This is a genomic window from Pseudomonas sp. Nvir, from assembly GCF_963778085.1.
Classification (GTDB): Bacteria; Pseudomonadota; Gammaproteobacteria; order Pseudomonadales; family Pseudomonadaceae; genus Aquipseudomonas; species Aquipseudomonas juntendi.
The window spans coordinates 4741095-4765210 of record NZ_OY970405.1 but is presented as its reverse complement, the minus strand read 5'-3'; the positions used below and the strand labels follow the sequence as shown (position 1 = coordinate 4765210).

The following is a 24116-nucleotide window of genomic DNA, read 5'->3' as shown; positions in this document are numbered from 1 at the left end:
TAGGCAGTGTCCGTATCCAGGTAATAGGGCTGCGTCAGTCGCAGGGCAAGCCACGTAAGCGCAGGTGTTCGACCAGGCGTTGCAGCAGGTGTTCCAGTTGCGGCAGCTGCAGGCCGTGCCGCGCGGCAACCCGGCAGGCATGGCCGAGCAGGTAATGCACCTCGGTGCGTCGGCCTGCGTGCACGTCCTGGTACATGGAAGAGTAGTTGGCTGCGGTGGCCACGATCACCCGTTGCACTTCTTCTTCCAGGCCCTCGGCCGCTTGCGGCTGGCCACAGCGGCGCAGCAGTGCGGCCAGTTCGGTGCACAGGCCATGTACTTCCGCCAGGTGGCCCAGCAAGCCGCCGTTCTGGCAAGCGTGCAGCACGGTCAGCGGGTTGATCGCGCAGTTGAGGGCCAGCTTGCGCCACAGGCGGGTGAGAATATCCACCGTCCATTCGGCAGGGATGCCTGCTTCGTGCAGGTCATCGAACCAGGCCGGCAGCGCCGGGTTGCGCGGGTCGCCCAGCCAGTTGAAGCCATGCCCGGCAAAACGCACCTGCCAGTCGCCTTCGCGGAAGGCGCCTTCGGTGCTGGAGGCGAAAACGCAGCGCGCCTGTGGCAGCAGGTCTGCCACCGCGTCCTGGCTGCCCAGGCCGTTCTGTAGCAGTAGCACGTCTGCGCCCTCGGCCAGGCGTGGTACCAGGCCGGCAATCGCCGGGGCCGCGTCGTAAGCCTTGCAGGCCACCAGCAGGCGATGGATCGGCCCGTCAGCCTGGGCGGTTTCGGCGGGTATGGCGTAGTGCCGGGGCTGTTCTTGCTCGATCAACGTCAGGCCGCCAGCCTGCTCATAGGCCTGCAGCCGTTGCCGATCGCGCAGCACCAGGCGCACTGCCTTGCCCGCGCGTGCCAGGCGGCAGGCCCACAGGCTGCCGAGGCTGCCGGCGCCGAGAATATGCCAGGTGCTGCTCATATGCGTTTCGCAACCCGTTATAATGAGCCCGCATTTTAACCGTCAAACCTGGCGCGCTCCATCTTCAGCCTGAGCGCGCTTTTATTTTGGGAGAACAACCATGCCTTCGTTCGACGTGGTATCGGAACTGGACAAGCACGAAGTGCAGAACGCGGTGGACAACGCCATCAAGGACCTGGACCGCCGTTACGACCTCAAAGGCAAGGGCTCCTTCGAGTTCAAGGACAAAGAGCAGACCGTGATGCTCACCGCCGAGGAAGAGTTCCAGCTCGAAGCCATGCTGGAAATCCTGCGCCTGGCGCTGGTCAAGCGCAAGATCGACGTGAAATGCCTGGAAACCAAGGACCCGTATGCGTCCGGCAAGGAAAAGAAACAGGAAGCCAAGTTCCGCGAGGGTATCGACAAGGACCTGGCCAAGAAGATCGTCGCCACCATCAAGGACGGCAAGCTGAAGGTGCAGGCCGCCATCCAGGGTGAGCAGGTACGGGTAACCGGTAAGAAACGCGACGACCTGCAGGAGGCCATTGCCTTGCTGCGGACCAAGGAATTCGAGATGCCGCTGCAGTTCAACAACTTCCGCGACTGATGCGGGTTTGGCCAGGAACCCCCATGGCTCAATGATGTCCATGGGGGCCGGGGCCGTGTGTTAGCGCGGTCTGTTCTACCGTGTACTTGCCGTTCGGCATCAGGAGATGAATATGGATTTGAACGCTGAAGTCGATCAGCTGGTTCGCCAGTCGCAAACCTGGATCCCCTTGATCATGCAATACGGCAGCCGTGTGCTGCTGGCGCTGGTGACCCTGGCGGTCGGCTGGTGGATCATCAACAAGGTCAGCGCCCGCCTGGGCAAGCTGGTCGGCCTGCGCAATGCCGACCTGGCGTTGCAGGGCTTCATCAGCACCCTGGCCAACATCGTGCTGAAGGTGCTGCTGCTGGTCAGCGTGGCGTCGATGATCGGCATCGAGACCACCTCGTTCGTCGCGGCTATCGGTGCCGCCGGCCTGGCCATCGGCCTGGCGCTGCAGGGTAGCCTGGCCAACTTCGCTGGCGGCGTGCTGATCCTGATGTTCCGCCCGTTTCGCATCGGCGACTGGATCGAGGCACAAGGCGTTGCCGGCACTGTCGACAGCATCCAGATCTTCCACACCGTGCTGCGCACCGGCGACAACAAGACGGTGATCATGCCCAACGGCAGCCTGTCCAATGGCATCATCACCAACACCAACCGCCAGCCCACGCGCAAGGTGGTGTTCGATGTGGGCGTGGATTACGAGGCCGATTTGCAGAAGGCCCGCAATGTGTTGCTGGAGCTGGCCCAGGACCCTCGCGTGCTGGCCGACCCCGCTCCGCAAGCGGTGGTGGCGACGCTGGGTGACAGTTCGATCACCGTGTCGCTGCGCTTGTGGACCAAGACCGCCGATTACTGGGATGTGATGTTCATGCTCAACGAGCAGGCGCGTGACCGCCTGAAGGCCGAAGGGATCGACATTCCGTTCCCGCAGCGGGTCATTCGGGTGGTGCAGGAAACTGCCGCCCAGTAACAGCGCATCAGCGCCGGGGCTGCACAGCGGCCCCGCTTTTTTCGCCCCGATTACACTTGTTCACAGCAAACCCCTGCAATTTCTGGCATATACCCTGCTCCTGCCTGTCACCCCTGATATGCCATCATGAAACCACTGCTGTACATCACCCCCCTGCGGGCCTTGCTGTTTGGCCTGACCCTGGCCCTGTTCGAACTGCTGACCTATCTGGCCAGTGACGCGGTGATGCCGGCCATGCCGGTCGTGGTCGGCGACCTGAACGCCAGCCCTGAATACATCCCTCATGCCCTCAACCTGTACTTGCTCGGTGGCGTTGTGCTGCAGTGGCTGATCGGCCCGCTGGCAGACCGCTATGGTCGGCGCCCGTTGCTGCTGGCCGGCTGCGCGTTCTTCGGCCTGGCCTGCCTGGCGACCTTCTGGGCCCATGATATTGGCCTGTTCAACCTGTTGCGCCTGTTGCAGGGGATAGGCCTGGGCTTTGTGGTCACGGTCAGCTACCCGGCGCTGAACGAGGCATTCAGCGAGGCGGACGCTGTACGCATGATGGCGCTGCTGGCCAACATCGCCCTGCTGTCGCCGCTGCTCGGCCCGCTGGTCGGGGCCTTGCTGTTGCAGTGGCTGGACTGGCGTTGGCTGTTCGTGGCTTTCGCCGTGGGGGCCGTGGTGTGCTGGGGGCTGCTGTACCGGCTCATGCCCGAAACCCTGGGGGTAGAGCGCCGCGACGGTTCGCGCCTGGCGTTCACGCCGATCCACCTGCTGCCATTGCTGGCAGGCTACGGCCAATTGCTCGGCAACCGCCGCTTTGTCGCGGGCAGCGCCGCCCTGGGCCTGGTCGGGCTGCCGCTGATTGGCTGGATTGGCCTGTCACCGGTATTGCTGATTCATGATGAGGGCCTGACGACCCTGGAATATGCGCTGTGGCAGCTGCCGGTGTTTGGCGGGTTGATCCTGGGCAACCTGATCATCAACCGTATTGCCGACCGCTACCCGTTGCCGGCCCTGGTCCGTGGTGCCCTGTGGCCGTACCTGGCAGGGTTGAGCGTGATGGTGCTGGCGACATGGTATTGGCCGAGCGTGACCAGCTTGGTGGCAGGCATGTCGTTGTATGCACTGGGCCTGGGTGTGGCCAATGCGGTGCTGTATCGCATGACGCTGTTTTCCAGCGAGCAAAGCAAAGGCCTGGTCTCGGCCATGCTGGGGATGATCACCATCGCCCTGTTGGGGCTGGGTGGGGCATTGCTGGCAATGATCGGCGCCGGTGCCAGCTTGCTGCATTTCGCACTGGCGGCGGGGCTGGCGGGCGCGCTGGCGCTGTGGCCGTTGTGGTTTGTGGTGGGCGGCCGGCCGGGGCAAGGGGCCGTGGCTGACTGATCTGCAGTACCTGTGCCTTGTCGATCTGTAACTTGCCAAGGTCGCTATCGTGGCCTGCATGCGGGTCTTCCTGGTGCGACTCAATGCCATGCTCAGGACTGGCGAGCCTTGGCTGGATCTGGTGTTGCCTCAGCCGAAGAGGGTGTAGATCAACAGCTAAAATGCAGGACTCGAAGATCACACGGTTCCTGTGGGAGCGGGCGTGCCCGCGAACACCGGCGCAGCCGGTGCCAGACACCGCGTCGCCCGCTCCCACAATGAATCGCGCAGGCTTTTCAAATTTTGAGAAAGACAGTTGCTCCTACAGGCGGGGCTGGCGGGCGCACTGGCGCTGTGACAGCCACACACAATCGCAATGTGGCTTTTTACCCGCGTTGCCCATCAGGCCGCCGCGCCTGGCTCTGCCTGCGGTTTACCGCGGCCAGTCTCCTGGCGCCACTGCAAGGCGATCAGGATCAGCGTAGGCACGCCCAGCAGGGCGGTAATCAGGAAAAAGTCGTGATAACCGAACTTCTCCACCATCACCCCCGAGTACCCCCCGATCAACCGCGGCAGCAACAGCATGATCGAGCTGAGCAGCGCGTACTGGGTGGCCGAGAACTTCAGGTTGGTCAGGCTCGACAGGTACGCCACGAACGCAGACGTGGCCATGCCGGAACTGAAGTTGTCCAGCGAGATGGTGACCACCAGCATTTCCAGGTTAGGCCCCATGTCCGCCAGCATCAGGAACAGGATGTTGGTGCCCGCCGATGCCGCGCCACCAATGAACAGGATGGGCATGATGCCGAAGCGCACGATCAGCAGCCCGCCGATACCGGCACCGACCAAGGTCATGATCAGGCCGAAGATCTTGCTGACACTGGCGATCTGGTCTTTGGTGAAGCCCATGTCGATATAGAACACGTTGGCCATCACGCCCATGACCGTGTCCGACATGCGGTAGGTGGCGATCAGACCTAGCAATAGCAAAGCCTGCCAGCGGTAGCGGGCAATGAAGTCGTTGACCGGGGTCAGCACCGGGGCCAGGCCGCGGCGGCCCAGGCTCGACAGGCACGCCCAGGTCAGCAGCACATAGAGGATCAGGCGCAGGAAGGCGCGGTCTTCGAGCAACAGGTCGAGCGGCGTGGCATCCCCGGAGATGACCGTGGACCAGCCGGTATTGAACATCTGGGTGAAACTGGCGGGCACCGACACCAGCAGGATGATCAGCACGAACACCGAGGCCATCTGGTGCACCAGGCCGTAGCGCGCAGCCGACAGCTGGGTGCGCAGCGGCACCGGCGGTTCGCGCATGACCAGAGTCGTGAACAGCGCAGGCAGCATCATCACCCCGAACATCACGTAGGTGCCGGCCCAGGCTTTATGCAGGTAACTGAAGCCGGTAGACCCGAACCACTCGGCGAAGAACAGCGCGCCGGCGGTGGCGAGCAGGGCGGCGACCCGGTAGCCGGCCATGTAGCTGGCGGCCAGGGCGGCCTGGCGCTGGTCGTCGGCGATTTCCAGGCGGTAGGCATCCACCGCGATGTCCTGGGTGGCCGAGGCAAAGGCCACCAGCACGGCCATGGCGATCAACCAGGACAGATGTTGTTGCGGGTCGCACAGGCTCATGCCGACCAGGCCGATCACCACCAGTGCCTGCGACAGCAGCAGCCACGAGCGCCGGCGCCCCAGGCCGCCGAGCAGTGGCAGGCGCCATTGGTCGAGCAACGGTGACCACACCCACTTGAAGGCGTAGGCCAGGCCGATCAGGCTGGCGTAACCAATGGTTTCGCGGGCCACCCCAGCCTCGCGCAGCCACACCGACAGGGTCGAGAACACCAACATGTAGGGCAGGCCGGCGGCGAAACCGAGCAGCAAAAGTACCAGGGTTGACGGGCTGGCATAGGCAGCGAGCGCAGCGCGCCAGGTTTTACGGGGCATGGGCCAACATCTGCCTCAAGTTTTCGAAAACAAAGCGCGCACTCTAACCGCTGTGCTCTGTCGGGCGCCAGCCATGGCGCGTCATATCCACACGATTGTTGGTCACATTCACGCCTTCTGCACGCAGCCGCGCCCGTTGTTCATCCCCGGCCGGTGTGCCCAGCGCCAGGCTCAGGCGGCCCCCTGCGCCCAGCACCCGATGCCATGGCAGGCGGGTTTGCGCAGGCAGTTGCCCGAGGGTGCGCCCTACCCAGCGGGCTGCGCGGCCAAGCCCGGCCAGCGCTGCGAGCTGGCCATAGCTGACGACTTTGCCCGCCGGTACTTGGCCAAGCACCGAATACAGTGCCGTTCGTCGACCTTCGGCCGATTCCGGCATGTGCTCAGGTCCCCCAGACATGGCGCCCCCCTTGGGCTGTGGATGAAACCAGACAAATGGTCAGGTAAATGCGTATTGAACTCAATGCCAGGCTGCCGGTCTGTGCTTGCTCTGGTCGGCGGTAGCTGGATAATGCCCGGCTTTTTTCTTCGAATCGAACCGTATTACGTCTATGCATTCTAGATCCTTGTTGTGCCTGCTCGCTGCTTCCCTGTGCGCCTCACCGGCGTTGGCCGATACCGTGTGGATGAAGAACGGTGACCGGCTCAGTGGCAAGATCAAAGTCTTCGATGGCGGCAAGCTGCTGCTGGAAACGCCCTACGGCGGCTCCATTGCCCTGGACTGGAAACAGGTGCAGACCCTGGAAAGCGACCAGGAACTGCTGGTCAAGCAGGATGCCTACACGGGCGAGAAGGCCAAGTCGCTGAAGGCCGCTGAACCGGGCAAGGTGACCTTGGCCAACGGCGAGGCACCCAAGACCGTGGAGCTGGCCAGCATCGAGCAGATCATGAAGCCCAAGCCCCTGGTCGAAGACTTCGTGTGGAAAGGCAACGTGGATGTGGCGCTGGACTACAAGCGCGCCGAAAACGATACCGACGACTACGATGTCAGCTTCAAGACCACGGCCCGCCACGGCCGCTGGCGGCACAACGCCGAAGGCGAGTACAACCGCGAAACCAAGGACGACGTCACCACCACCGACAACTGGAGTGCCGAATACGCGCTGGAGCGCTTCATTACCGAGAAGTGGTTCTGGCAGGGGCGGGCCGAATACAAGCGTGACCGCATCGAAGACCTTGCCCGCCAGCGCACCGTCGGTACCGGCCCGGGTTACCAGTTCTGGGACAATGAACTTGGCGCATTCTCGCTGGGGTCGCTGATCAACCGCACCGACTTCGAGTACCAGGACGGCAGCAAGGACAACTTCTATTCCGCTGCCGTGAAGTGGGACTACACCCGTTACCTGATCGGCAAGAACGTGCAGCTGTTCACCAACGGCGAGCTCGCCAAACCGCTGGGTGGGGTGGCCGACTATTCGCTGGATGCCGAGGTGGGGCTGCGCTACAAGGTTACCGAATGGGCTTCGCTCAACCTCAAGGCGGAGCGTGACATCATCAGCGGCACGAGTGAAAGCGATCTGGAGAAGACGCGCTATACCGCGGGCTTTGGCGTGACCTGGTAAACCGCCGGGCCGCACCGCGGCCCCATTGGCACCCGGTGTGATAATGCTTATCTTGTCACCCATCCCGTTTGCCACCAGGAGCCGCACCCAGTGAGTACCAACGCCATTCGCCCAGCCCGGGAACTGCTGCTCAAGGAATACCGCGGCGTGCTCTCGACGCATTCCAAGTCGATGCCGGGCTACCCGTTCGGCTCGGTGGTGCCGTACTGCCTGGACGCTCACGGCAACCCGCTGATCCTCATCAGCCGCATTGCCCAGCACACCCACAACCTGCAAAAAGATCCCAAGTGCTCGCTGCTGGTAGGCGAGCGCGAAGCTGAGGATGTGCAGGCGGTGGGGCGCCTTACGGTAATGGCCGAAGCGCACAAGCTGGTCGAGGCAGACGCCATCGAGGCTGCCGCCGAGCGTTACTACCGCTACTTCCCGGACGCTGCCGGCTACCATAAGGCTCACGATTTCGACTTCTGGGTGCTGCAGCCGGTACGCCACCGCTACATCGGCGGCTTCGGCGCGATCCACTGGCTCGACCAGGTCACCCTGGCCAACCCGTTCGCCGGCACGGCCGAGGCCAGCATGGTCGAACACATGAACAGCGACCACGCCAATGCCATAGCCCACTATGTGCAACTGACCGGCCTGCCGAACCATGCCACAGCGCAACTGGCCGGGGTGGACAGCGAAGGCATGCACCTGCGCATCGGCCAGGGGGTGTACTGGTTACCCTTCCCGCATATTTGCAATACGCCGACACAAGTCCGCGAAGCCCTGGTTTTGCTGGCGCGGGCCGACCAGTGGCCCATGCCGGCAGGAGGCGAGGGTTGAAAAAGCGTGCACTTGCATCCACTTGATGGTCTTAAAGGAAGGTTCTCTTCCGACGAGGAATGCTTTGATGCGTGCTTTTCTACTGTTGCTTCTGCTGTTTCCAGTGCTGGAGCTGTTCGTATTCGTCAAGGTCAGCGCGGCCATCGGTTTCTTCCCGGCGCTGTTGCTGATCATTGCCGGTTCCGCCTTGGGGGTGCTGGTCATGCGTGTGGCTGGCCTGGCCACCGCCCTGCGCGCCCGGGAAAGCCTGCAGCGCGGTGAGCTGCCCGCCGAGGACATGTTCCAGGGCATGATGCTGGCGGTGGGCGGTGGTTTGCTGCTGCTGCCGGGCTTTATCAGCGACGTGCTGGGCCTGCTGTGCCTGCTGCCGTTCACCCGCCATCTGGCCGCGCGCAAGCTGCGCGAACGCGCCGAGGCCCAGGCCATGCGCCAGCGCGCGTTCCAGGACGACCCGTTCCAGGCCCAGCCGCGCGATGGCGGCCACCGGCCGAACGTGATCGAGGGCGAGTACGAGCGCCGCGACAAGTAACCACCGCTTTCCACTACGGGGCCGCACATGCGGCCCCGCGTTTTTTCCGCGAGCTGAAAAATTTTGTAGGGCAAGCCTTGTAATTGGATATGGCGGCCTCATGTATGTGGTCACCGCAAGGTTTCTGGCATTAACGCCAGACATTACTCAGGTGGCTTGCCCTTGGCGGGCTACCTTCCGGCAACGCCGGACAGCCTCAACCCGCCGGTTTCGATACCGGCCGATGAAAACCACAATTTGGGAGAGATCGACAATGAAGCTTCGTCCTCTGCATGACCGCGTAGTCATCCGTCGCAGCGAAGAAGAATCGAAAACCGCTGGCGGTATCGTCCTGCCGGGTTCGGCCGCTGAAAAACCTAACCGCGGCGAAGTCGTTGCTGTTGGCACCGGTCGCGTTCTGGAAAACGGCGAAGTCCGTGCACTGGCCGTCAAGGTCGGTGACAAAGTGGTTTTCGGCCCTTACTCGGGCAGCAACACCGTGAAAGTCGATGGCGAAGACCTGCTGGTCATGGCCGAGAATGAAATCCTCGCCGTTATCGAAGGCTGATTTCCCCGACTTCCCGTTACTCCAAAGAATTTCCAAGGATTAAACGATCATGGCTGCTAAAGACGTAAAATTCGGCGACTCCGCTCGTAAAAAAATGCTGGTTGGTGTCAACGTTCTGGCTGACGCGGTAAAAGCTACCCTCGGCCCGAAAGGTCGTAACGTGGTTTTGGCCAAGAGCTTCGGCGCGCCAACCATCACCAAGGACGGCGTTTCCGTCGCCAAAGAAATCGAGCTGAAAGACGCCTTCGAGAACATGGGCGCCCAGCTGGTCAAGGAAGTCGCTTCCAAGGCCAACGACGCCGCCGGTGACGGCACCACCACCGCTACCGTACTGGCCCAGGCCATCGTCAACGAAGGCCTGAAAGCCGTCGCTGCCGGCATGAACCCGATGGACCTGAAGCGCGGTATCGACAAGGCCACTGCTGCCGTTGTCGCCGAGTTGAAGAACCTGTCCAAGCCATGCGCCGATTCCAAGGCCATCGCTCAGGTCGGTACCATCTCCGCCAACTCCGACAGCTCCATCGGTGAAATCATCGCCGAAGCCATGGAAAAAGTCGGTAAAGAAGGCGTGATCACCGTTGAAGAAGGCTCGGGCCTGGAAAACGAACTGTCCGTCGTAGAAGGCATGCAGTTCGACCGCGGCTACCTGTCGCCTTACTTCGTCAACAAGCCAGACACCGGTGCCGTTGAGCTGGAAAGCCCGCTGCTGCTGCTGGTCGACAAGAAAATCTCCAACATCCGCGAGCTGCTGCCAGTGCTGGAAGCCGTTGCCAAGGCCGGCCGCCCACTGCTGATCGTTGCCGAAGACGTTGAAGGCGAAGCGCTGGCTACCCTGGTAGTCAACAACATGCGCGGCATCGTCAAGGTTGCTGCGGTCAAGGCACCTGGCTTCGGCGACCGCCGCAAGGCCATGCTGCAGGACATCGCCGTTCTGACCGGTGGCCAGGTCATCTCCGAGGAAATCGGCCTGTCGCTGGAAACCGCTACCCTGGAGCACCTGGGTAACGCCAAGCGCGTGATCCTGTCCAAGGAAAACACCACCATCATCGATGGTGCTGGCGCTGACACCGAGATCGAAGCACGCGTCAAGCAGATCCGTGCCCAGATCGAAGAAACCTCTTCGGACTACGACCGTGAGAAGCTGCAAGAGCGTCTGGCCAAGCTGGCCGGCGGTGTTGCCGTGATCAAGGTCGGTGCTGGTACCGAAGTTGAAATGAAAGAGAAGAAAGCCCGCGTTGAAGACGCCCTGCACGCTACCCGTGCAGCCGTTGAAGAAGGCGTGGTGCCTGGCGGTGGTGTTGCCCTGGTTCGCGCCCTGGCAGCCATTATCGACCTCAAAGGCGACAACGAAGACCAGAACGTCGGTATCGCCCTGCTGCGCCGCGCTGTCGAAGCGCCGCTGCGCCAGATCACTGCCAACGCCGGCGACGAGCCAAGCGTTGTCGCTGACAAGGTCAAGCAAGGTTCGGGTAACTTCGGTTACAACGCTGCCTCCGGCGAGTACGGCGACATGATCGAGATGGGTATCCTGGACCCAGCCAAGGTCACCCGTTCGGCGCTGCAAGCTGCTGCTTCGATCGGCGGTCTGATGATCACCACCGAAGCCATGGTTGCCGACCTGCCAGAAGACAAGCCAGCTGCTGGCATGCCTGACATGGGCGGCATGGGTGGCATGGGCGGCATGATGTAAGCCAGCCTTACCCCCTGCACCATGAGAAAGCCCCGGTTCGCGAGAACCGGGGCTTTTTTTATTCTCCTGTGGGCGCCATTGGGCCGCTAAGCGGCCCCGGCTTCAGGCAACGCTGTTTTTGACCGCGGGCACTTCTACCATGCCCCGGCGATACAGCACCAGATAATACGACCCCAACCCAATCAACCAGCAGAACACCGCCGTCCACACGTTGTGCGACAGGAAGTGCGCCCCTTGCAGCATGCGCCCAACGCCAAGCAGCGAACCTGCCAGCAAGGCCACCACGAATGCCGCCCGCGCCAGGCGCGGCTTGCGGTCACGCAACATGAAGAACAGGCCGAACAGGCAGAACCCGGTCGCGGCATGCCCGCCCGGCCAGCACAGCCCGGGCTTGTCGGTGGCCGGCCGTGGTTGCAGCAGCTTGCTGTAGGTTTCGGTACCGCCAAACTGGGTGAGGCTCCAGGGGCACTGCACCTGCGTCACCTTCTTCAGGGGCGTGACAAACGCGGTGGACAAACCCAGCGCCAACACCAGGCAGCCCAGCTCGCGGCGCCAGCCAAATAGGCGCTTTACGAAAAAGCTGGCGGCGAAGGTCAGCAGCGCTATCAGCCCCAGCAGGATCACCCCCTGTTTGACCCGGTCATGCAGGATGTTTTCCAGCCAATAACTGTGACGGCCAATGAACTGCCCGGCTACAGGGTCGAAGAACAGCTTGGCGAGGTCCATGTCGATCGACGTCAGCTCCAGCAGAATCAGGGCCAACGCGGTCGCCAACGGAATACCCAGGTACAGCCAGTAATTGATCGGGCGAGGGCGGGTTGCTTGCTGCATGGCGGCTCCAGGGCGGAAAAAAGATCGGCCATTGTCGTCGGCCCGCTATCCTGTGTCCGTGAAGGATCAGTGAAAAAACCGTCAAGTGCGGTGAATTTTTCCGGGGGCTGGCACCCTGCAGGCATAGGCCGTAAGCTGCGCCTGCCGCGCACCACAGCGAGAAGCGCCGCACAGGAGAAACCGATGCGCATTCTTTTGGTTGAAGACAACCGCGATATCCTGGCCAACCTGGCCGATTACCTGGGCATGAAGGGCTATACCGTCGACTGCGCCCAGGATGGCCTGTCCGGGCTGCACCTGGCTGCCACCGAGCACTATGACCTGATCGTGCTCGACATCATGTTGCCCGGTATCGATGGCTACACGCTGTGCAAGCGCCTGCGCGAAGACGCCCGCCGCGACACGCCGGTGATCATGCTTACCGCTCGCGACCAGTTGGACGACCGCCTGCAAGGCTTCCGTTCCGGGGCCGACGACTACCTGCTCAAGCCTTTCGCCCTGTCCGAGCTGGCGGCACGCATCGAAGCCGTGCTGCGCCGGGCCCAGGGCGGCGGGCGGCGCAGCCTGCAGGTGGCTGATCTGAGCTATGACCTCGACACCCTGGAGGTCACCCGCCAGGGCCGCATGCTCAAGCTCAACCCGGTCGGCCTCAAGCTGTTGGCCGTGTTGATGCAGAAGAGCCCTCATGTACTGCGCCGCGAAGTGCTGGAAGAAGCCCTGTGGGGGGACGACTGCCCCGACAGTGACAGCCTGCGCAGCCATGTGCACCAACTGCGCCAGGTGATCGACAAACCGTTCGAAAAACCGCTGCTGCATACCGTCCATGGCGTCGGCTATCGCCTCGCCGAGGGTCGTGATGGAGTTTAAGCAAAGCCTTGCCCAGCGCATCATCATCGCCTTTGCCCTGATGAGCGCGCTGGTGGCCGGGGCCTTCGCCTTCGGTATCGTCGGCACCGTGCACCTGGTCGAAGAGCGGCTGATTTCATCGGTACTGGGCGGTGACTTGCAGCGCCTGCTGCGCATGGACAGCGTCAGCGACTGGAGCCACCGCCCGCGCCCCGACCAGTTGTTCTACTTCAGCGGCGGGCGGGACGACTTTGAGCTGCCCAAAGACCTGCGCCACCTGGACCGTGGCTTCCACGAAGTATTCCGCGACCAGCTTTCCTACCACGCGATGGTCGAGATCGTCGATGGCCGCCGCTATGTATTGCTGCAGGACCAAAGCGACTTCGAGGAGCGCGAGCGTGTGCTGTTCGCGGTGGTGCTGGTGGGCTTCGTGCTCAGCCTGGTGCTGGCGGTGATCCTGGGCTGGCTGGTGGCGCGGCGGGTGATGGCACCGGTGATCCGCCTGGCGCGGCAAGTTCGCCACCGTGACCAGCTGCTGGGCCTGGCGCCGCCGTTGGCGCCGGACTACGCGGCGGACGAAGTCGGCCAGCTGGCGGTGGCGTTCGATGACACGCTGGGCCGCCTGCGCGATGCGCTGACCCGTGAACGGCTGTTCACCAGTGACGTCAGCCATGAGTTGCGCACCCCATTGATGGTGCTGGCCACGTCCTGCGAGCTGCTGCAGGAAAACCCCAACCTCGACACCCGCGCGCGCAGCCAGGTGGAGCGCGTGGCGCGGGCAACCGAAGAGATGCGCGAGCTGGTCAAGACCTTCCTGATGCTGGCCAGGGCGCAACGTGATGAAGGCGCAGTAGCCTCCCGGGCGACCCTGCGCGAAGTGGCCAACGAGCTGATCGGGGTGTGGCGCGACACCATCGAACAGAAGGGCCTGACCCTGTATTTCGATGGCCAGGCCAGTGCCAGCGCAGTGTTGTACAACGCGACCTTCCTGCAGTCGGTGATGGGCAACCTGCTGCGCAATGCGGCGCACTACACCGATGCCGGCTACATCCGCCTGAGCCTGGAAAGCAATGGCTTCAGCGTGGAAGACAGTGGCGTGGGCATACCGGAAGAACAGCGCGAAGCCATGTTCAAGCCGTTCGTGCGCGGTGACGAGCGGCGCGGCGAGGGCCTTGGGCTGGGCTTGTCGCTGGTGCAGCGCATCTGCGACGACCAGGGCTGGCGGGTGACCTTGACCTCTTCTGTACCCCATGGCTGCCGTTTCCATGTCGACTTGAGCAATACGCGGGTGAAAGAAGAGCCGGACGTCGTGGCTGGGTAATGTGTTGTTACACGTGTTACCGTGGCCAACACTTTTTTCACATCAGCATGACCTGATTCCTACGCGCATTTACCTAATGTGAGCGCAATGGAATCAGGAGATGCTCAATGCGTAGCCCTATCAAGCTTGAATTTTCTGAGAAGTACGACAAAGACCATGCCCGAGAGTATTTTCTCAAGCACCAGGATGGCTTGGCCCGCCGGCTGTCTCACAAGCGAGATGAGCAGCTGGCCCGCCGCGCACTGGCGCTGGCGGGTGAGCCTGGCCTGGTCCTGGACTTGCCCTGCGGCGCTGGTCGTTTCTGGCCGCTGCTGGCAGAAAAGAACAACCGGGTCATCATCGGTGCCGATAATTCCCAGGCGATGATCGACACCGCCTGTGCTGCGCAACCGCCAGAAGTGGTCGCGCGGGTACGGCCTTTGCAGACATCGGCATTCGACATCGACTTGCCAGACAACTCCGTCGACAGCATTTTTTGCATGCGGCTGTTTCACCATATTGGCGAGGCAGCCCACAGAAAGAAAATTCTTTCTGAATTTCAACGAGTTAGCCGTGATAGTGTGATCTTGTCACTGTGGGTGGACGGCAACTTCAAGGCTTGGCGGCGCAGAAAACTGGAACAGCGCCGCAGCACCAAAGCCGAGCAGAACCATTACCAGAACCGGTTTGTGTTACCGGCCGACACGGTCGAAGAAGAATTCCGCGCCGCCGGTTTCAGGATCCAGGAACGCCTCGACTTCCTGCCGTTCTATGCCATGTGGCGGGTTTATGTATTGCGTAAGGGGTAGTGTTTGATGGCTGTAGCCCAGAATGGGGAGTCGCGCTTCGATTTTTACTGGCGCCAGCAAGGCGAGTGGGTAGAGGAGCCTAACCAGCGCCGGGGTGGCGAAAGTGGTGTGCAACGGCTCAACGATGCCAACGGCAAACTGCTGTATGCAAAGCGTCAGGTCGGGCACATTTATCGCAGCCTGTTGCACCCCTTCGGCCGGCCAACCGTGCTGCGTGAACTCGATGCGCTGAACAGCTTCGAGCAACTCGGGGTGCGTGTACCGCGCCTGGTGTTCTGTGGTGCCCAGCGCGATGCCGACCACCAGTGGCGGGCGCTGCTGGTCAGCGAAGCACTGGACGGGTTTGTGGAGCTGGACACCTGGCATGCCCAAGGTGCCCGAGACCGTTACCCACAGGTGGTCCACGAGCGCATGCTCAAGGACCTTGCCGAAAACCTGGCGCGCATGCACCTGGGCCATTGGCAGCACGGCTGCCTGTACGGCAAGCATGTGTTCGTCAAGGTGCTGGGCGAGGGCGAGCAAGCCCGTGTCGAAGTGGCGCTGCTCGACCTCGAGAAGTGTCGGCGACGTTTCAGTTGCCAGCGCGCGGCGGGTAACGACCTGCGCCAATTGCGCCGCCATTCGTCGCTCAACGAGGCGGAATGGCAGACGCTACTCTACTTTTACAAGGTGGCGTTTGGCAGCGCTGTCAAAGGGTTAGGGTAATGAAACTAGAAATAGCTCGAGCTTTGTTCCTGGTAGCGGGCCTGGCGGTGACCACTGTAGCGGTGGCTGCCTGGGAAGAGCCGAGGCCAACGGTATTCAGCAAGGCTGAGATGGCCGCCCAGTGCGCACTGCCGCGGGACGTGAAACCGCAGCAGAAGGCCAGGGTAGAGCCGGATCAGGATCTGTTGCTGTTGCTGTTCGGCCTGCGCCAAGGGTTGCGGCCATTTGGTTGAAACCGGTGTAGCTGTACATGCCAGAGGCCTCGCAAGCGCGAGGCCTCTGGCGTTTCTGCAGGTGGCCCTCGGTGGGCGGGTTTCAGGCGGCAGCAGGTTCCTTGGCCACCGTCTTGTGCGCCAGCAGGGTGTAGATACAAGGCAGCACGAACAGGGTGAACAACGTGCCGATCGACATACCGGTCGCGATCACGGCACCGATGTCGAAGCGGCTTACCGCCCCGGCCCCGGTCGCGAGGATCAGCGGCACCATGCCGAATACCATTGCCGCCGTGGTCATCAGCACCGGCCGCAGGCGAATCGCCGCCGCTTCTTCGATTGCCTCGCGCGCGCCCAGGCCAAGCTCATCACGCAACTGGTTGGCGAACTCGACGATCAGGATGCCGTGTTTGCTGATCAGCCCGATCAATGTCACCAGCCCGACCTGGGTGTAGATGTTCATGCTCGACAGGCCCAGGAACAGTGGCAACAGCGCCCCGCAGATCGACAACGGTACCGTAACCAGGATCACCAGCGGATCCCGGAAACTTTCGAACTGGGCCGCCAGGACCAGGAAGATGATCGCCAGCGCCAGGCCAAAGGTCACCCACAGTGCGCTACCTTCCTGCACGTACTGGCGGGCCACGCCGGCATAGTCGAAGGCGAAACCTTCCGGTGCCTCTTCGCGGGCGATGTCCTGCACGGTCTTCAGCGCTTCGCCCAGGCTGACCATCGGTACGCCTTGAATGATCGCCGAGTTCAACTGCTGGAACTGGTTGAGCTGCCGCGGGCGAGCGCGGTCGGTGAGGGTGACCAGGGTCGCCAGCGGCAGCAGCTTGCCCTGGTCGTTCTTCACGTAGTAGTTGTTCAGCCAGCCGGGGTTGTCGCGGTATGCGCGCTCGGCTTGGGCAATGACCTTGTAGCTGCGCCCCTCGAGGGTGAAACGGTTGATTTCGGCTTCACCCAGCAAGGTGGCCAGGGTACTGCCGAGAACGTCCATCGATACCCCCATTTGCGCCGCCTTGGCCCGGTCGATATCGACCACTACCTCGGGTTTGTCAAAGGCCAGGTCTATGTCGAGGAAGGCGAACTTGCCCGATGCCTGGGCCCGAGCCTTGATGCGTTGGGCCACTTCCAGCAGTGCCGGGTAGTCGCCTGCGGTGTTGATCACGAACTGGAAAGGCAGGCCTTCTCCGGTGCCGGGCAGCGACGGCAGGTTGAAGCCGAAGATCTGCAGGCCGGCGACCTCTTCCAGCTTGGCCTGTACCAGTGGCAGCAGCTCTATTTGCGTACGCTCGCGCTCGTTCCAGGGCTTGAGCAGGAAGCCACCGATGCCGCTCTGCACACCATTGAAACCGTTGATCTGGAACGACGAATAGTATTCGGGGAAGGTCTTGAACAGTGGGGTGAACTGGTTGGTGTAGGCGTTGAGGTAGTCTAGGTTGGCTGGCTGCGGGGAACTGCTGATCATGAAGATCACCCCCTGGTCCTCGTTGGGGGCCAGTTCGTTCTGGGTGAACTTCAGCAGTAGCGGAATCAGGCACAGGATGATCACGGCAAACACCAGTACCACCGGCCGGCTGTCGAGCGTACCGTGCAGCAGGCGCTGGTAGCGTACCTTCAGGCGCGCGAACTGCCGATCGAGCCAGTGGGCCAGGCCGCTGGAATTCTGCTCGCGGCGCAGCAGCAGGGCGCACATCATCGGTGACAGGGTCAGGGCGACGATACCGGAAATGACGACTGCGCCGGCCAGGGTCAGGGCGAACTCCTTGAACAGTGCCCCGGTGAGCCCGCTGAGAAAGCCGATGGGCGCATAGACCGCTGCCAGGGTGATGGTCATCGACACCACCGGCATGGCGATCTCGCGCGCGCCTTCCAGGGCTGCATCGAACGGCGACTGGCCTTCTTCGATATGCCGGTGAATGTTTTCCACCACCACGATCGCATCGTCCACCACCAGCCCGATGGCCAGGACCATGGCCAGCAGTGTGAGCAAGTTCAGCGAGTAGCCCATCATCTGCATGAAGAACAACACGCCAATCATCGACAGCGGAATGGTCACCACAGGGATCAGCACCGAGCGCAGGGCGCCAAGGAACAGGAACACCACTAGGATGACGATCAGCACCGCTTCGCCGAGGGTCTTGATCACTTCGTCGATGGAGGCCTGGATGAACAGCGTGGCGTCGTAGGCGATCGACACCTTCAGCGCCGAGGGCAACTGGCTTTCCAGGTCGGGCATGACCCGCCGCACTTCCTTGATCACCTCCAGCGGGTTGGCGGCGGGCGTGGCCTTGATGCCGATGTACACCGAGGGCGTGCCGTCGAATGAGCTGACGGTGTCGTAGTTCTCTGCCCCCATCTCCACACGCGCCACGTCACCCAGCAGTACGCGGCTGTCGCCACTGGTCTTGACCGGCAGGGCGGCGAACGCCTCGGCTGACTTCAGCTCGGTGCTGGCGTTGATGCTGGTGACCACGTATTCGCCTTTGACTTCGCCGGCAGCGGACAGGAAGTTGTAGCGGCGCACGGCGTCGGTCACGTCGCTGGCCGCCAGGCCGAAACCGGCCAGTTTCACCGGGTCCAGCCACAGACGCATGGCAAATACCTGGTTACCGAGGATTTCTGCCTCGGCCATGCCGGGTAGCGTGGCCAGCTTGGGCTGGATCACCCGTGACAGGTAGTCGGTGATTTGCGGGTTGCTCATCTGTTCGCTGTAGAAGCTAATGTACATCAGCGCCGAAGCATCGGCGGCTTCCTTGCTGAGTACCGGGTCTTCGGCGTTCTGCGGCAGTTTGTTGCGCACTTCGTTGGCCTTGGCCAGCAGTTCGGTGAACAGCCTGTCGCTGTCGGCACCGATGCGCGCGTAAATGGATATGACGGAAAAATTCTGCCGGCTCACCGAGGTCATGTAGTCGATACCTTCGGCGCTGGCCAGGCTTTGCTGCAGCGGCTGGGTGATGTAGCCCTGGATGGTTTCGGCGTTGGCCCCGGGGTAGGCCGTGGTGACGGTGATCAGGGCGTTTTCCATGCGCGGGTACTGGCGGATCTGCAGCGTGTGCCAGGCCTGGATACCCAGCAACAGGATCAGCAGGCTGACCACGCTGGCCAGCACCGGGCGACGGATGAACGGGTCGGTGAACGCCATGCCAGCCTCCAGTCAGTCCTTGGTCGCGGCGCCCGGGGCGGGCTTGACGGCCTGGTCCTGGCCGATTCGGATTGCGGCGCCGGGGGTCAGCTTCAGCTGCCCGGCAGTGACTACCTGTTCCCCGGCCTGCAACCCTTTGCTGACCACCACCACGCCGTCACGGCGCTCGCCGGTCTGCACGGTGCGCTGTTCGGCGACCCATTGGGGGTGGCCCTGTTCATCGTGCTGCGGCTTGCCGTGCTGGTCCTTTTTCGCGGTGGCGACATATACCGAGTTGCCGTACAGGGTGTAGGTAATGGCACTTTCCGGCACCACCACCTGCAACTGCAGATCGGGCAGCAGTACCTGCAGGCTGGCGAACATGCCCGGCAGCAATTTGCCGTCGGGGTTGGCCAGGGTCGCGCGCACCAGCAGGTTTCGCGTGGTTTCATCGACCTTGGGGTTGATGGCGCTGAGGCGGGCGGGGAAGGTCTGGTCCGGGTAGGCAGCCACTTGCACCAGCACCTGCTGGCCGAGGCTCAGCTGGGGCAAGGCCTGTTCCGGCACGTTGAAGTCTACGTACAGGCCGGAGGTGTCCTGCAGGGTCGCGATGACGGTGCCTGGCGCCAGATAATCGCCTACATCCACCTGGCGGATGCCCAGGGTGCCACTGAAGGGCGCGCTGATGCTTTTCTTGTTCTTCGAAGCTTTGAGCTGCTCGACCACCGCCTGGTTGCGCTGGTACTGGGCATTGAGGCGGTCGTATTCGCCACGGGAGATCGCCGAGTCGCCCACCAGTTGCCGCCCGCGGCCGAAGTCGACCTTGGCCAGGCCCAGGTCGGCCACGGCGGTGCCGAGCAATGCGGTTTCCTGGTCATCGTTGAGCCGCAGCAGCAGCTGCCCGGCCTTGACCGTTTGCCCAGAGTCGAAATACAGGGCCTTGACGATGCCTTCGACCTCCAGGCTCAGCTCGACACCCTGCAGCGCCTTGAGGCTGCCGACCGCGGGCAGGCGCTGTTGCCACTGGCGTTGTTCGGCCAAGGCTGCCGCCACGGTGATAGGCGGCTTGGGGGCAGTGAACATCTGGATCTGCTGGTAGATCGAGAAAGCCTTGTAGCCCCCCAGGGCCAGCACGATCAGCAGAACCACGGCCAACATGATGAGCATGCGGCGGCGCAGCATAGGTCCGGTTCCTTGGATACGGTTGTTATTCGTTCTGGCACGACAACGGGCGATCCTGCCCACGTGGATGGGGGAAGTATTGACTGTTTTTTGTCTGAAGGGGAGTAAATTGTCTGCACCGGCCCTATCGCTGGCTTGCCAGCTCCCACAGGGATCGCATCAGGGCTGACAGGTGTTTGCCACAAGGTATGCAGCGCCTGTTAGAGCGAGCGCCGCCCGCGCGGCGCATCGCGAGCTGCGCTCGCTCCTACGTTTGTTTCGGGCCAATTATTCCTGTGGGATTTGCGCGCGAACGCCTTGGCGCATGCCTCAAAATCGCGTCGTACGAACAAAGCGGCCGCGCGCATCTGGCACAGGGGTTACTGGCCCGAAACAAACGTAGGAGCGAGCGCAGCTCGCGATGCGCCGCGCGGGCGGCGCTCGCTCTCACAGGCGCTGCATATCTTGTGACAAACACCTATCAGCCCTGATGCGACCCCTGTGGGCGCTGGCTTGCCTGCGATAGGGCCGGTGAAGGCCACGGATCAATCAGACCAGATGCAGGTGGTTGTCCCAGAACCCGGACGGCAGGCTCATCGGTTGCCCGACCAGTTGTGCCTTGGTGCAATCGTAGAAGCGGCAGCGGCCCTGCCCGGAGGTCACGACAAACCCGTCCTTGACCGCACCGACCCCGGCACAGTCGGGCATAGGGGCGTCGAGCCGCACAGCGCCGCTGTCCAGGTCCCAGATAAACAGGCGGTTGGCCCGTGGTGCGGTCAGCGCCACCAGCCGCAGCTCGCTGTGAATCGCTACACTGGCGGTGTACTGGGCCATGGCCTGCAGTTGCTGCTCGGGCACCGGAAAGGCCTTGAACGGCTCGCCCGGGCGCTTGATGGCCAGCAACTCGGCCGTTTCATCGGCGTCGCCCATGAACTGCTGGCAGGCGGCAATGGTGCCATCGCTGCCCACTGCCAGGTGGCGCACGCTGTTCATCTGCTGGGCGAGGGTTTCCTTGCTCAACAAGGTGCCGTCACGCTGCATCAGCACCAGGCTCGGCTCCATGGCATCGAGGTTCATCTCGACCCGGCTTTCGGCCTCGGTGCGGATCCCGCCGTTGGCCACCACCAGGGTTTCGCCGTCGGGTAGCCAGGCCACCTCGTGCGGGCCAATGCCGTGGGTGGGGAGCTCGCCGGTGTGTACCAGGCGCGCACCTTCGAAGCGGTACACGCCAAGCACGCCCCGCCCCGGGTCACGGGTGTCGTTCTCGGTGGCGTACAGCCATTCGCCGCTTTTGTGCACCACCGCATGGCCGTAGAAGTGCCGGTCCGCTTGCGAAACCACCGTTTGCAGCAAGCGCCCGTCGCGCAAGTCGACCAGGTAGCTTTCGGTACCGGGGCGGCGAGCGACGAACAGGGCGATCGGCTGTTCAGGGTGATGGATGATGGCATGGCAACGCTGGGCAACCTGGGTGCTGAACACCTGGGTGCCGTCCAGGCGGAACCCCACGGCATAGTGCTTGCCGTCGCCGTCGTCACGCGCCGAGAGCAGCAAGGGTTCGCTGCCTTTGTTGCGGAACAGGCTCCAGCCACCCAGGGTAAGGGCGCTGAGCAGTACGCTACCGAGTTTGATTGCCTGGCGTCGCAGCATGATCAGTCACCGTCGTTGGCATTGAAGCCCAGCTGGATGTTCAACGCCTTGGCCAGGTCGCCTTCGTGCAGGCGGTGGACCACGTTGAGGCTGTCATAGAGCTGGTTGAGGGTTTGTTGGCCGGCGTCGTCGGCCAGCAACTCGCCCAGGGTCTTCTGGTTGTCGGCCAGCAGTTTGAGCGAGGTAGCGTAGGCGGCGTCGATCTTGTCTGCCAGCGCTTTCTGATCGCTGGGCAGGAGGCCGCGCAAACCCTGGTTGTCGACCCCAACCCACACGGTCTGGGCAGCCTTGAGGGTGGCCTCCAGGCTTTTCAGTGAGCTGTGGCTGCGCCAGGCCTCGGCCTGCAGCGGCTGCGCGATGCCCTTGCTCTGGCGGCCCATGGGGGCACCGAGTTTTTTCTTCAGCGTATCCAGTGCGGTCACCTGGGAGCGCAGCAGGTCGGCGATGGCCTCGTGGGAATCGGCGTAGCGCTGGTTGGGGAACTTGGTCATCTGCGAGAGCATGCCGTCGGTGCTGTTCCAGCTCTTGAGGATGTCCTCGGCCAACAGCTTCTGGTGCTCGCTGATGGCGACCAGCAGCGGGCAATAACGGGCCTTCTGTTCGGCTGTGGCGATGTCCGGCTTGCTGTCGAACAGAATGTATTCATAGGCCGACAGCCCACGTACCACCACGCTGGCCTTGCCCAGCGCGGCCACATCGACTGGCTTGTCGCCGTTGACCAGTTGCTCTACCTGGCGGCCGACCAGGTTTTTCTTGTCGGGCCAGAACTGCACCTGCCAGGCGCGGTTGCCTTCGGCCAGAGGGCCCACCAGCAGCGGTTGCAGTTCAGCCCAGGCTTTTTGTGCGTTGAGGAAGTCGGCACGGGCCTTTTCCAGGTCTTCCTTGCCTTCGCAGTAGGCCAAGGCGCTGGCGGCCAGGGTACGGTCGGCTTCGACCCAGCGGCTGTAGGTGGGCAGGATCACCTGTTTGGCGATGGCGGCGGAGGTCACTGCTTGCGGGTCCTGCGGCGAGCAGGCGCCGAGGGCGAGTGCGGCGAGGCTGGTGAACAACAATTTGGGTCGGAACATGCCGGCTCCTTTGCGCGTTTAAAGGGAATTCAGGAACGCCAGCAGCGCGGCGCGCTGCTCGGCATTGAAGGTGAGAACGAAATTGCGTGCCGCTTCGGCTTCGCCGCCATGCCAAAGCACGGCTTCGAGCAGGTTGCGCGCGCGGCCATCGTGCAGGAACTGGCTGTGGCCACTGACCGTTTCGCTCAGGCCGATGCCCCACAGCGGCGCGGTACGCCAGTCCTGGCCGTTGGCGGCGAATTCGGTGCGCTCGTCGGCCAGGCCCGGCCCCATGTCGTGCAGCAGCAGGTCGCTGTAGGGGCGGATGACCTGGTTGGCCAGCTCTGGCTCGGTTGCATCGGCGGCGGTGGTGAACTGCGGTGTATGGCAACCCTGGCAGCCGGCCTGGTAGAACAGGTTCTTGCCCGCCAGCACCTGTGGCGCGCCCACGTCGCGGCGTGCCGGCACGGCCAGGTTGCGGGTATAGAAGGTGACCAGGCGCAGAATGTTGTCGCTGACTTCCTTCTCGCCATCGGCGCCATCGCCATTGGGCGCAGCCAGGCACGCGGTTTGCGCCGCGGTGCAGTCGTCCTTGGGCTGCAGGGTACTGGTCAGGCCCATGTCGCCGGCGAAGGCGTGCACGTTCTGCTGGTTGACGTTGGGTTGGCCGGCCTTCCAGCCGAAGCGCCCGACCACGGTCTTGCCCTGGGCGTCATCCCATACCCGGTTGGCCCGCCCGCGAATGCCGTCGTGGTTACGGTCGTCGGGGTCTTCGTTGGCCAGCAGGGCGGCTTCGGGGATGGCTTCGAGCAGGCCCAGGCCGATCATCGGCGGGGCCACCCGTGCGGAAAACCGGGTGTCGGGGTGCATCACGCCGTAGCCCAACTGGGTGATCTGCAGGCTTGGCTTGCGCAGTTGCACCTGATGGCCATCCTCGAACGTCACCGTGTGCTGGGCATAGCTCACCCGCACCTTGCCTTCCGGGGCCACGCCGGGGATGGCCATGTCTTGCAACTGGGTGCCATAGACCGGTTCCGGCACCACACCGATGCGCTCGATCACCTTGGCCAGGTAGGGTTGGTCGGGGATCGACAGGCGCACCAGCATGCCGACGGCGTTGCTGTCATTGGCGGCTGGGGGATGACCACGGCCGTCGCGCACATGGCAGTTCTGGCAGGCATTGGTGTTGAACAGCGGGCCCAGGCCATCGCGTGCAGTCGTGGTGGAGGGGGCGATCACCCAGGGGCTACGAAAGAAGCTGTTGCCTACGGCGAAGTCCAGCCGCCGTTCCGGCGAAAGGTTGGCCGAGGGCTGGGCGTAGGCGTTGCGGTCACTGCGCTGTACGGTGGCCAGGCCAGCCGACAAGGCTTCGCCGGGCTCGGCCTGGGTGAAGCGCGGGGCGTCGTCACAGGCAGCGAGGGCAAAGGCCAGCAGCAGGGGGCTGAGTCGAAACAGCGACAAGGACATCGAGAATCCTGGGCTTGGGCAAAAAACCGGCGTG

At 63.0% G+C, this 24116-nt stretch carries 22 protein-coding genes and 1 pseudogene; 14 read left to right on the top strand and 9 right to left on the bottom strand.

Translation table 11 applies throughout. The features are described from left to right. Positions 1–34: 34 nt before the first annotated feature. Complete coding sequence (locus AACG97_RS22915; protein ID WP_009682795.1) at positions 35–952, bottom strand: putative 2-dehydropantoate 2-reductase; 918 nt, start codon at positions 950–952, stop codon at positions 35–37. Between the two features lie 100 nt (positions 953–1052). On the opposite strand from AACG97_RS22915, the gene AACG97_RS22910 reads away from it, so the two are divergent. The 4 genes and pseudogenes from AACG97_RS22910 to AACG97_RS22895 all read left to right on the top strand — a co-directional run. Then, entirely contained in the window at positions 1053–1538 is a 486-nt protein-coding gene (locus AACG97_RS22910; RefSeq protein WP_009682794.1) for a YajQ family cyclic di-GMP-binding protein, read from the top strand. 112 nt (positions 1539–1650) lie between these two features. Next, on the top strand, positions 1651–2493 hold the full coding sequence (locus tag AACG97_RS22905; RefSeq protein ID WP_009682793.1) for a mechanosensitive ion channel family protein: 843 nt from the start codon (positions 1651–1653) through the stop codon (positions 2491–2493). A 126-nt stretch (positions 2494–2619) separates the two neighbouring features. After that, on the top strand, positions 2620–3864 hold the full coding sequence (locus tag AACG97_RS22900) for an MFS transporter (protein WP_009682792.1): 1245 nt from the start codon (positions 2620–2622) through the stop codon (positions 3862–3864). A gap of 34 nt (positions 3865–3898) precedes the next feature. Then, positions 3899–4012 (top strand): annotated as a pseudogene (locus AACG97_RS22895) (IS110 family transposase); the annotation flags it as partial. A gap of 233 nt (positions 4013–4245) precedes the next feature. On the opposite strand, the gene AACG97_RS22890 reads toward AACG97_RS22895, so the two are convergent. After that, entirely contained in the window at positions 4246–5784 is a 1539-nt protein-coding gene (locus AACG97_RS22890) for an AmpG family muropeptide MFS transporter (RefSeq protein WP_047149986.1), read from the bottom strand. Positions 5785–5827: 43 nt separating this feature from the next. Then, on the bottom strand, positions 5828–6181 hold the full coding sequence (locus tag AACG97_RS22885; RefSeq protein ID WP_033690708.1) for an MGMT family protein: 354 nt from the start codon (positions 6179–6181) through the stop codon (positions 5828–5830). A gap of 151 nt (positions 6182–6332) precedes the next feature. Here AACG97_RS22885 and AACG97_RS22880 point away from each other — a divergent pair, with 151 nt between their 5' ends. From AACG97_RS22880 to groL, 5 genes are all read left to right on the top strand, one after another. Further along, positions 6333–7343, top strand: coding sequence for a DUF481 domain-containing protein (locus AACG97_RS22880; protein WP_064314685.1), 1011 nt, complete (start codon positions 6333–6335; stop codon positions 7341–7343). A gap of 90 nt (positions 7344–7433) precedes the next feature. Then, the gene (locus tag AACG97_RS22875; protein ID WP_047149985.1) at positions 7434–8165 is read left to right on the top strand and encodes a HugZ family pyridoxamine 5'-phosphate oxidase; all 732 of its coding nucleotides are present in this window, start codon (positions 7434–7436) and stop codon (positions 8163–8165) included. Positions 8166–8232: 67 nt separating this feature from the next. Then, positions 8233–8694, top strand: a complete 462-nt coding sequence (locus AACG97_RS22870; RefSeq protein WP_009684395.1) for an FxsA family protein — start codon at positions 8233–8235, stop codon at positions 8692–8694. Between the two features lie 253 nt (positions 8695–8947). Continuing rightward, the gene (locus AACG97_RS22865; RefSeq protein WP_009684394.1) at positions 8948–9241 is read left to right on the top strand and encodes a co-chaperone GroES; all 294 of its coding nucleotides are present in this window, start codon (positions 8948–8950) and stop codon (positions 9239–9241) included. A gap of 49 nt (positions 9242–9290) precedes the next feature. After that, positions 9291–10931: a chaperonin GroEL gene (gene groL, locus AACG97_RS22860; protein ID WP_338464104.1), complete on the top strand. Its 1641-nt coding sequence runs from the start codon at positions 9291–9293 to the stop codon at positions 10929–10931. Between the two features lie 102 nt (positions 10932–11033). Here the strand turns inward: groL and AACG97_RS22855 are convergent, their stop codons facing one another. Next, positions 11034–11762, bottom strand: coding sequence for a phosphatase PAP2 family protein (locus AACG97_RS22855; RefSeq protein WP_009684392.1), 729 nt, complete (start codon positions 11760–11762; stop codon positions 11034–11036). A gap of 183 nt (positions 11763–11945) precedes the next feature. Between AACG97_RS22855 and colR the strand changes: the two genes are divergently transcribed. From colR to AACG97_RS22830, 5 genes are all read left to right on the top strand, one after another. Next, a complete protein-coding gene (gene colR, locus AACG97_RS22850) occupies positions 11946–12629 on the top strand; it encodes a two-component system response regulator ColR (protein WP_009684391.1) in 684 nt (227 codons plus the stop codon). Beyond that, positions 12619–13929, top strand: coding sequence for a sensor histidine kinase (locus AACG97_RS22845; RefSeq protein WP_009684390.1), 1311 nt, complete (start codon positions 12619–12621; stop codon positions 13927–13929). The genes colR and AACG97_RS22845 overlap by 11 nt, the downstream gene beginning before the upstream one ends. 107 nt (positions 13930–14036) lie before the next feature. Then, positions 14037–14717 carry a class I SAM-dependent methyltransferase gene (locus AACG97_RS22840; protein WP_009684389.1) on the top strand — a complete coding sequence of 227 codons (681 nt, stop codon included), beginning with the start codon at positions 14037–14039 and terminating at the stop codon, positions 14715–14717. A gap of 6 nt (positions 14718–14723) precedes the next feature. Then, positions 14724–15422: a lipopolysaccharide kinase InaA family protein gene (locus tag AACG97_RS22835; protein ID WP_009684388.1), complete on the top strand. Its 699-nt coding sequence runs from the start codon at positions 14724–14726 to the stop codon at positions 15420–15422. Beyond that, positions 15422–15655: a hypothetical protein gene (locus AACG97_RS22830; protein ID WP_029887498.1), complete on the top strand. Its 234-nt coding sequence runs from the start codon at positions 15422–15424 to the stop codon at positions 15653–15655. Before AACG97_RS22835 ends, AACG97_RS22830 begins: the two co-directional genes overlap by 1 nt. Before the next feature lie 82 nt (positions 15656–15737). On the opposite strand, the gene AACG97_RS22825 is transcribed toward AACG97_RS22830, so the two are convergent. The 5 genes from AACG97_RS22825 to AACG97_RS22805 all read right to left on the bottom strand — a co-directional run bounded on the left by AACG97_RS22825 (position 15738) and on the right by AACG97_RS22805 (position 24082). Further along, positions 15738–18782, bottom strand: coding sequence for a multidrug efflux RND transporter permease subunit (locus AACG97_RS22825; RefSeq protein ID WP_047149984.1), 3045 nt, complete (start codon positions 18780–18782; stop codon positions 15738–15740). A 12-nt stretch (positions 18783–18794) separates the two neighbouring features. Then, positions 18795–19943 (bottom strand): efflux RND transporter periplasmic adaptor subunit, encoded by a 1149-nt coding sequence (locus AACG97_RS22820; RefSeq protein WP_009684385.1) that lies wholly within the window; start codon positions 19941–19943, stop codon positions 18795–18797. Positions 19944–20471: 528 nt separating this feature from the next. Then, on the bottom strand, positions 20472–21569 hold the full coding sequence (locus tag AACG97_RS22815; protein ID WP_047150033.1) for a DUF1513 domain-containing protein: 1098 nt from the start codon (positions 21567–21569) through the stop codon (positions 20472–20474). Between the two features lie 2 nt (positions 21570–21571). Then, entirely contained in the window at positions 21572–22636 is a 1065-nt protein-coding gene (locus AACG97_RS22810; RefSeq protein ID WP_009686819.1) for an imelysin family protein, read from the bottom strand. Positions 22637–22654: 18 nt separating this feature from the next. After that, the gene (locus AACG97_RS22805) at positions 22655–24082 is read right to left on the bottom strand and encodes a di-heme oxidoreductase family protein (protein ID WP_009686820.1); all 1428 of its coding nucleotides are present in this window, start codon (positions 24080–24082) and stop codon (positions 22655–22657) included. Positions 24083–24116 lie beyond the last annotated feature (34 nt).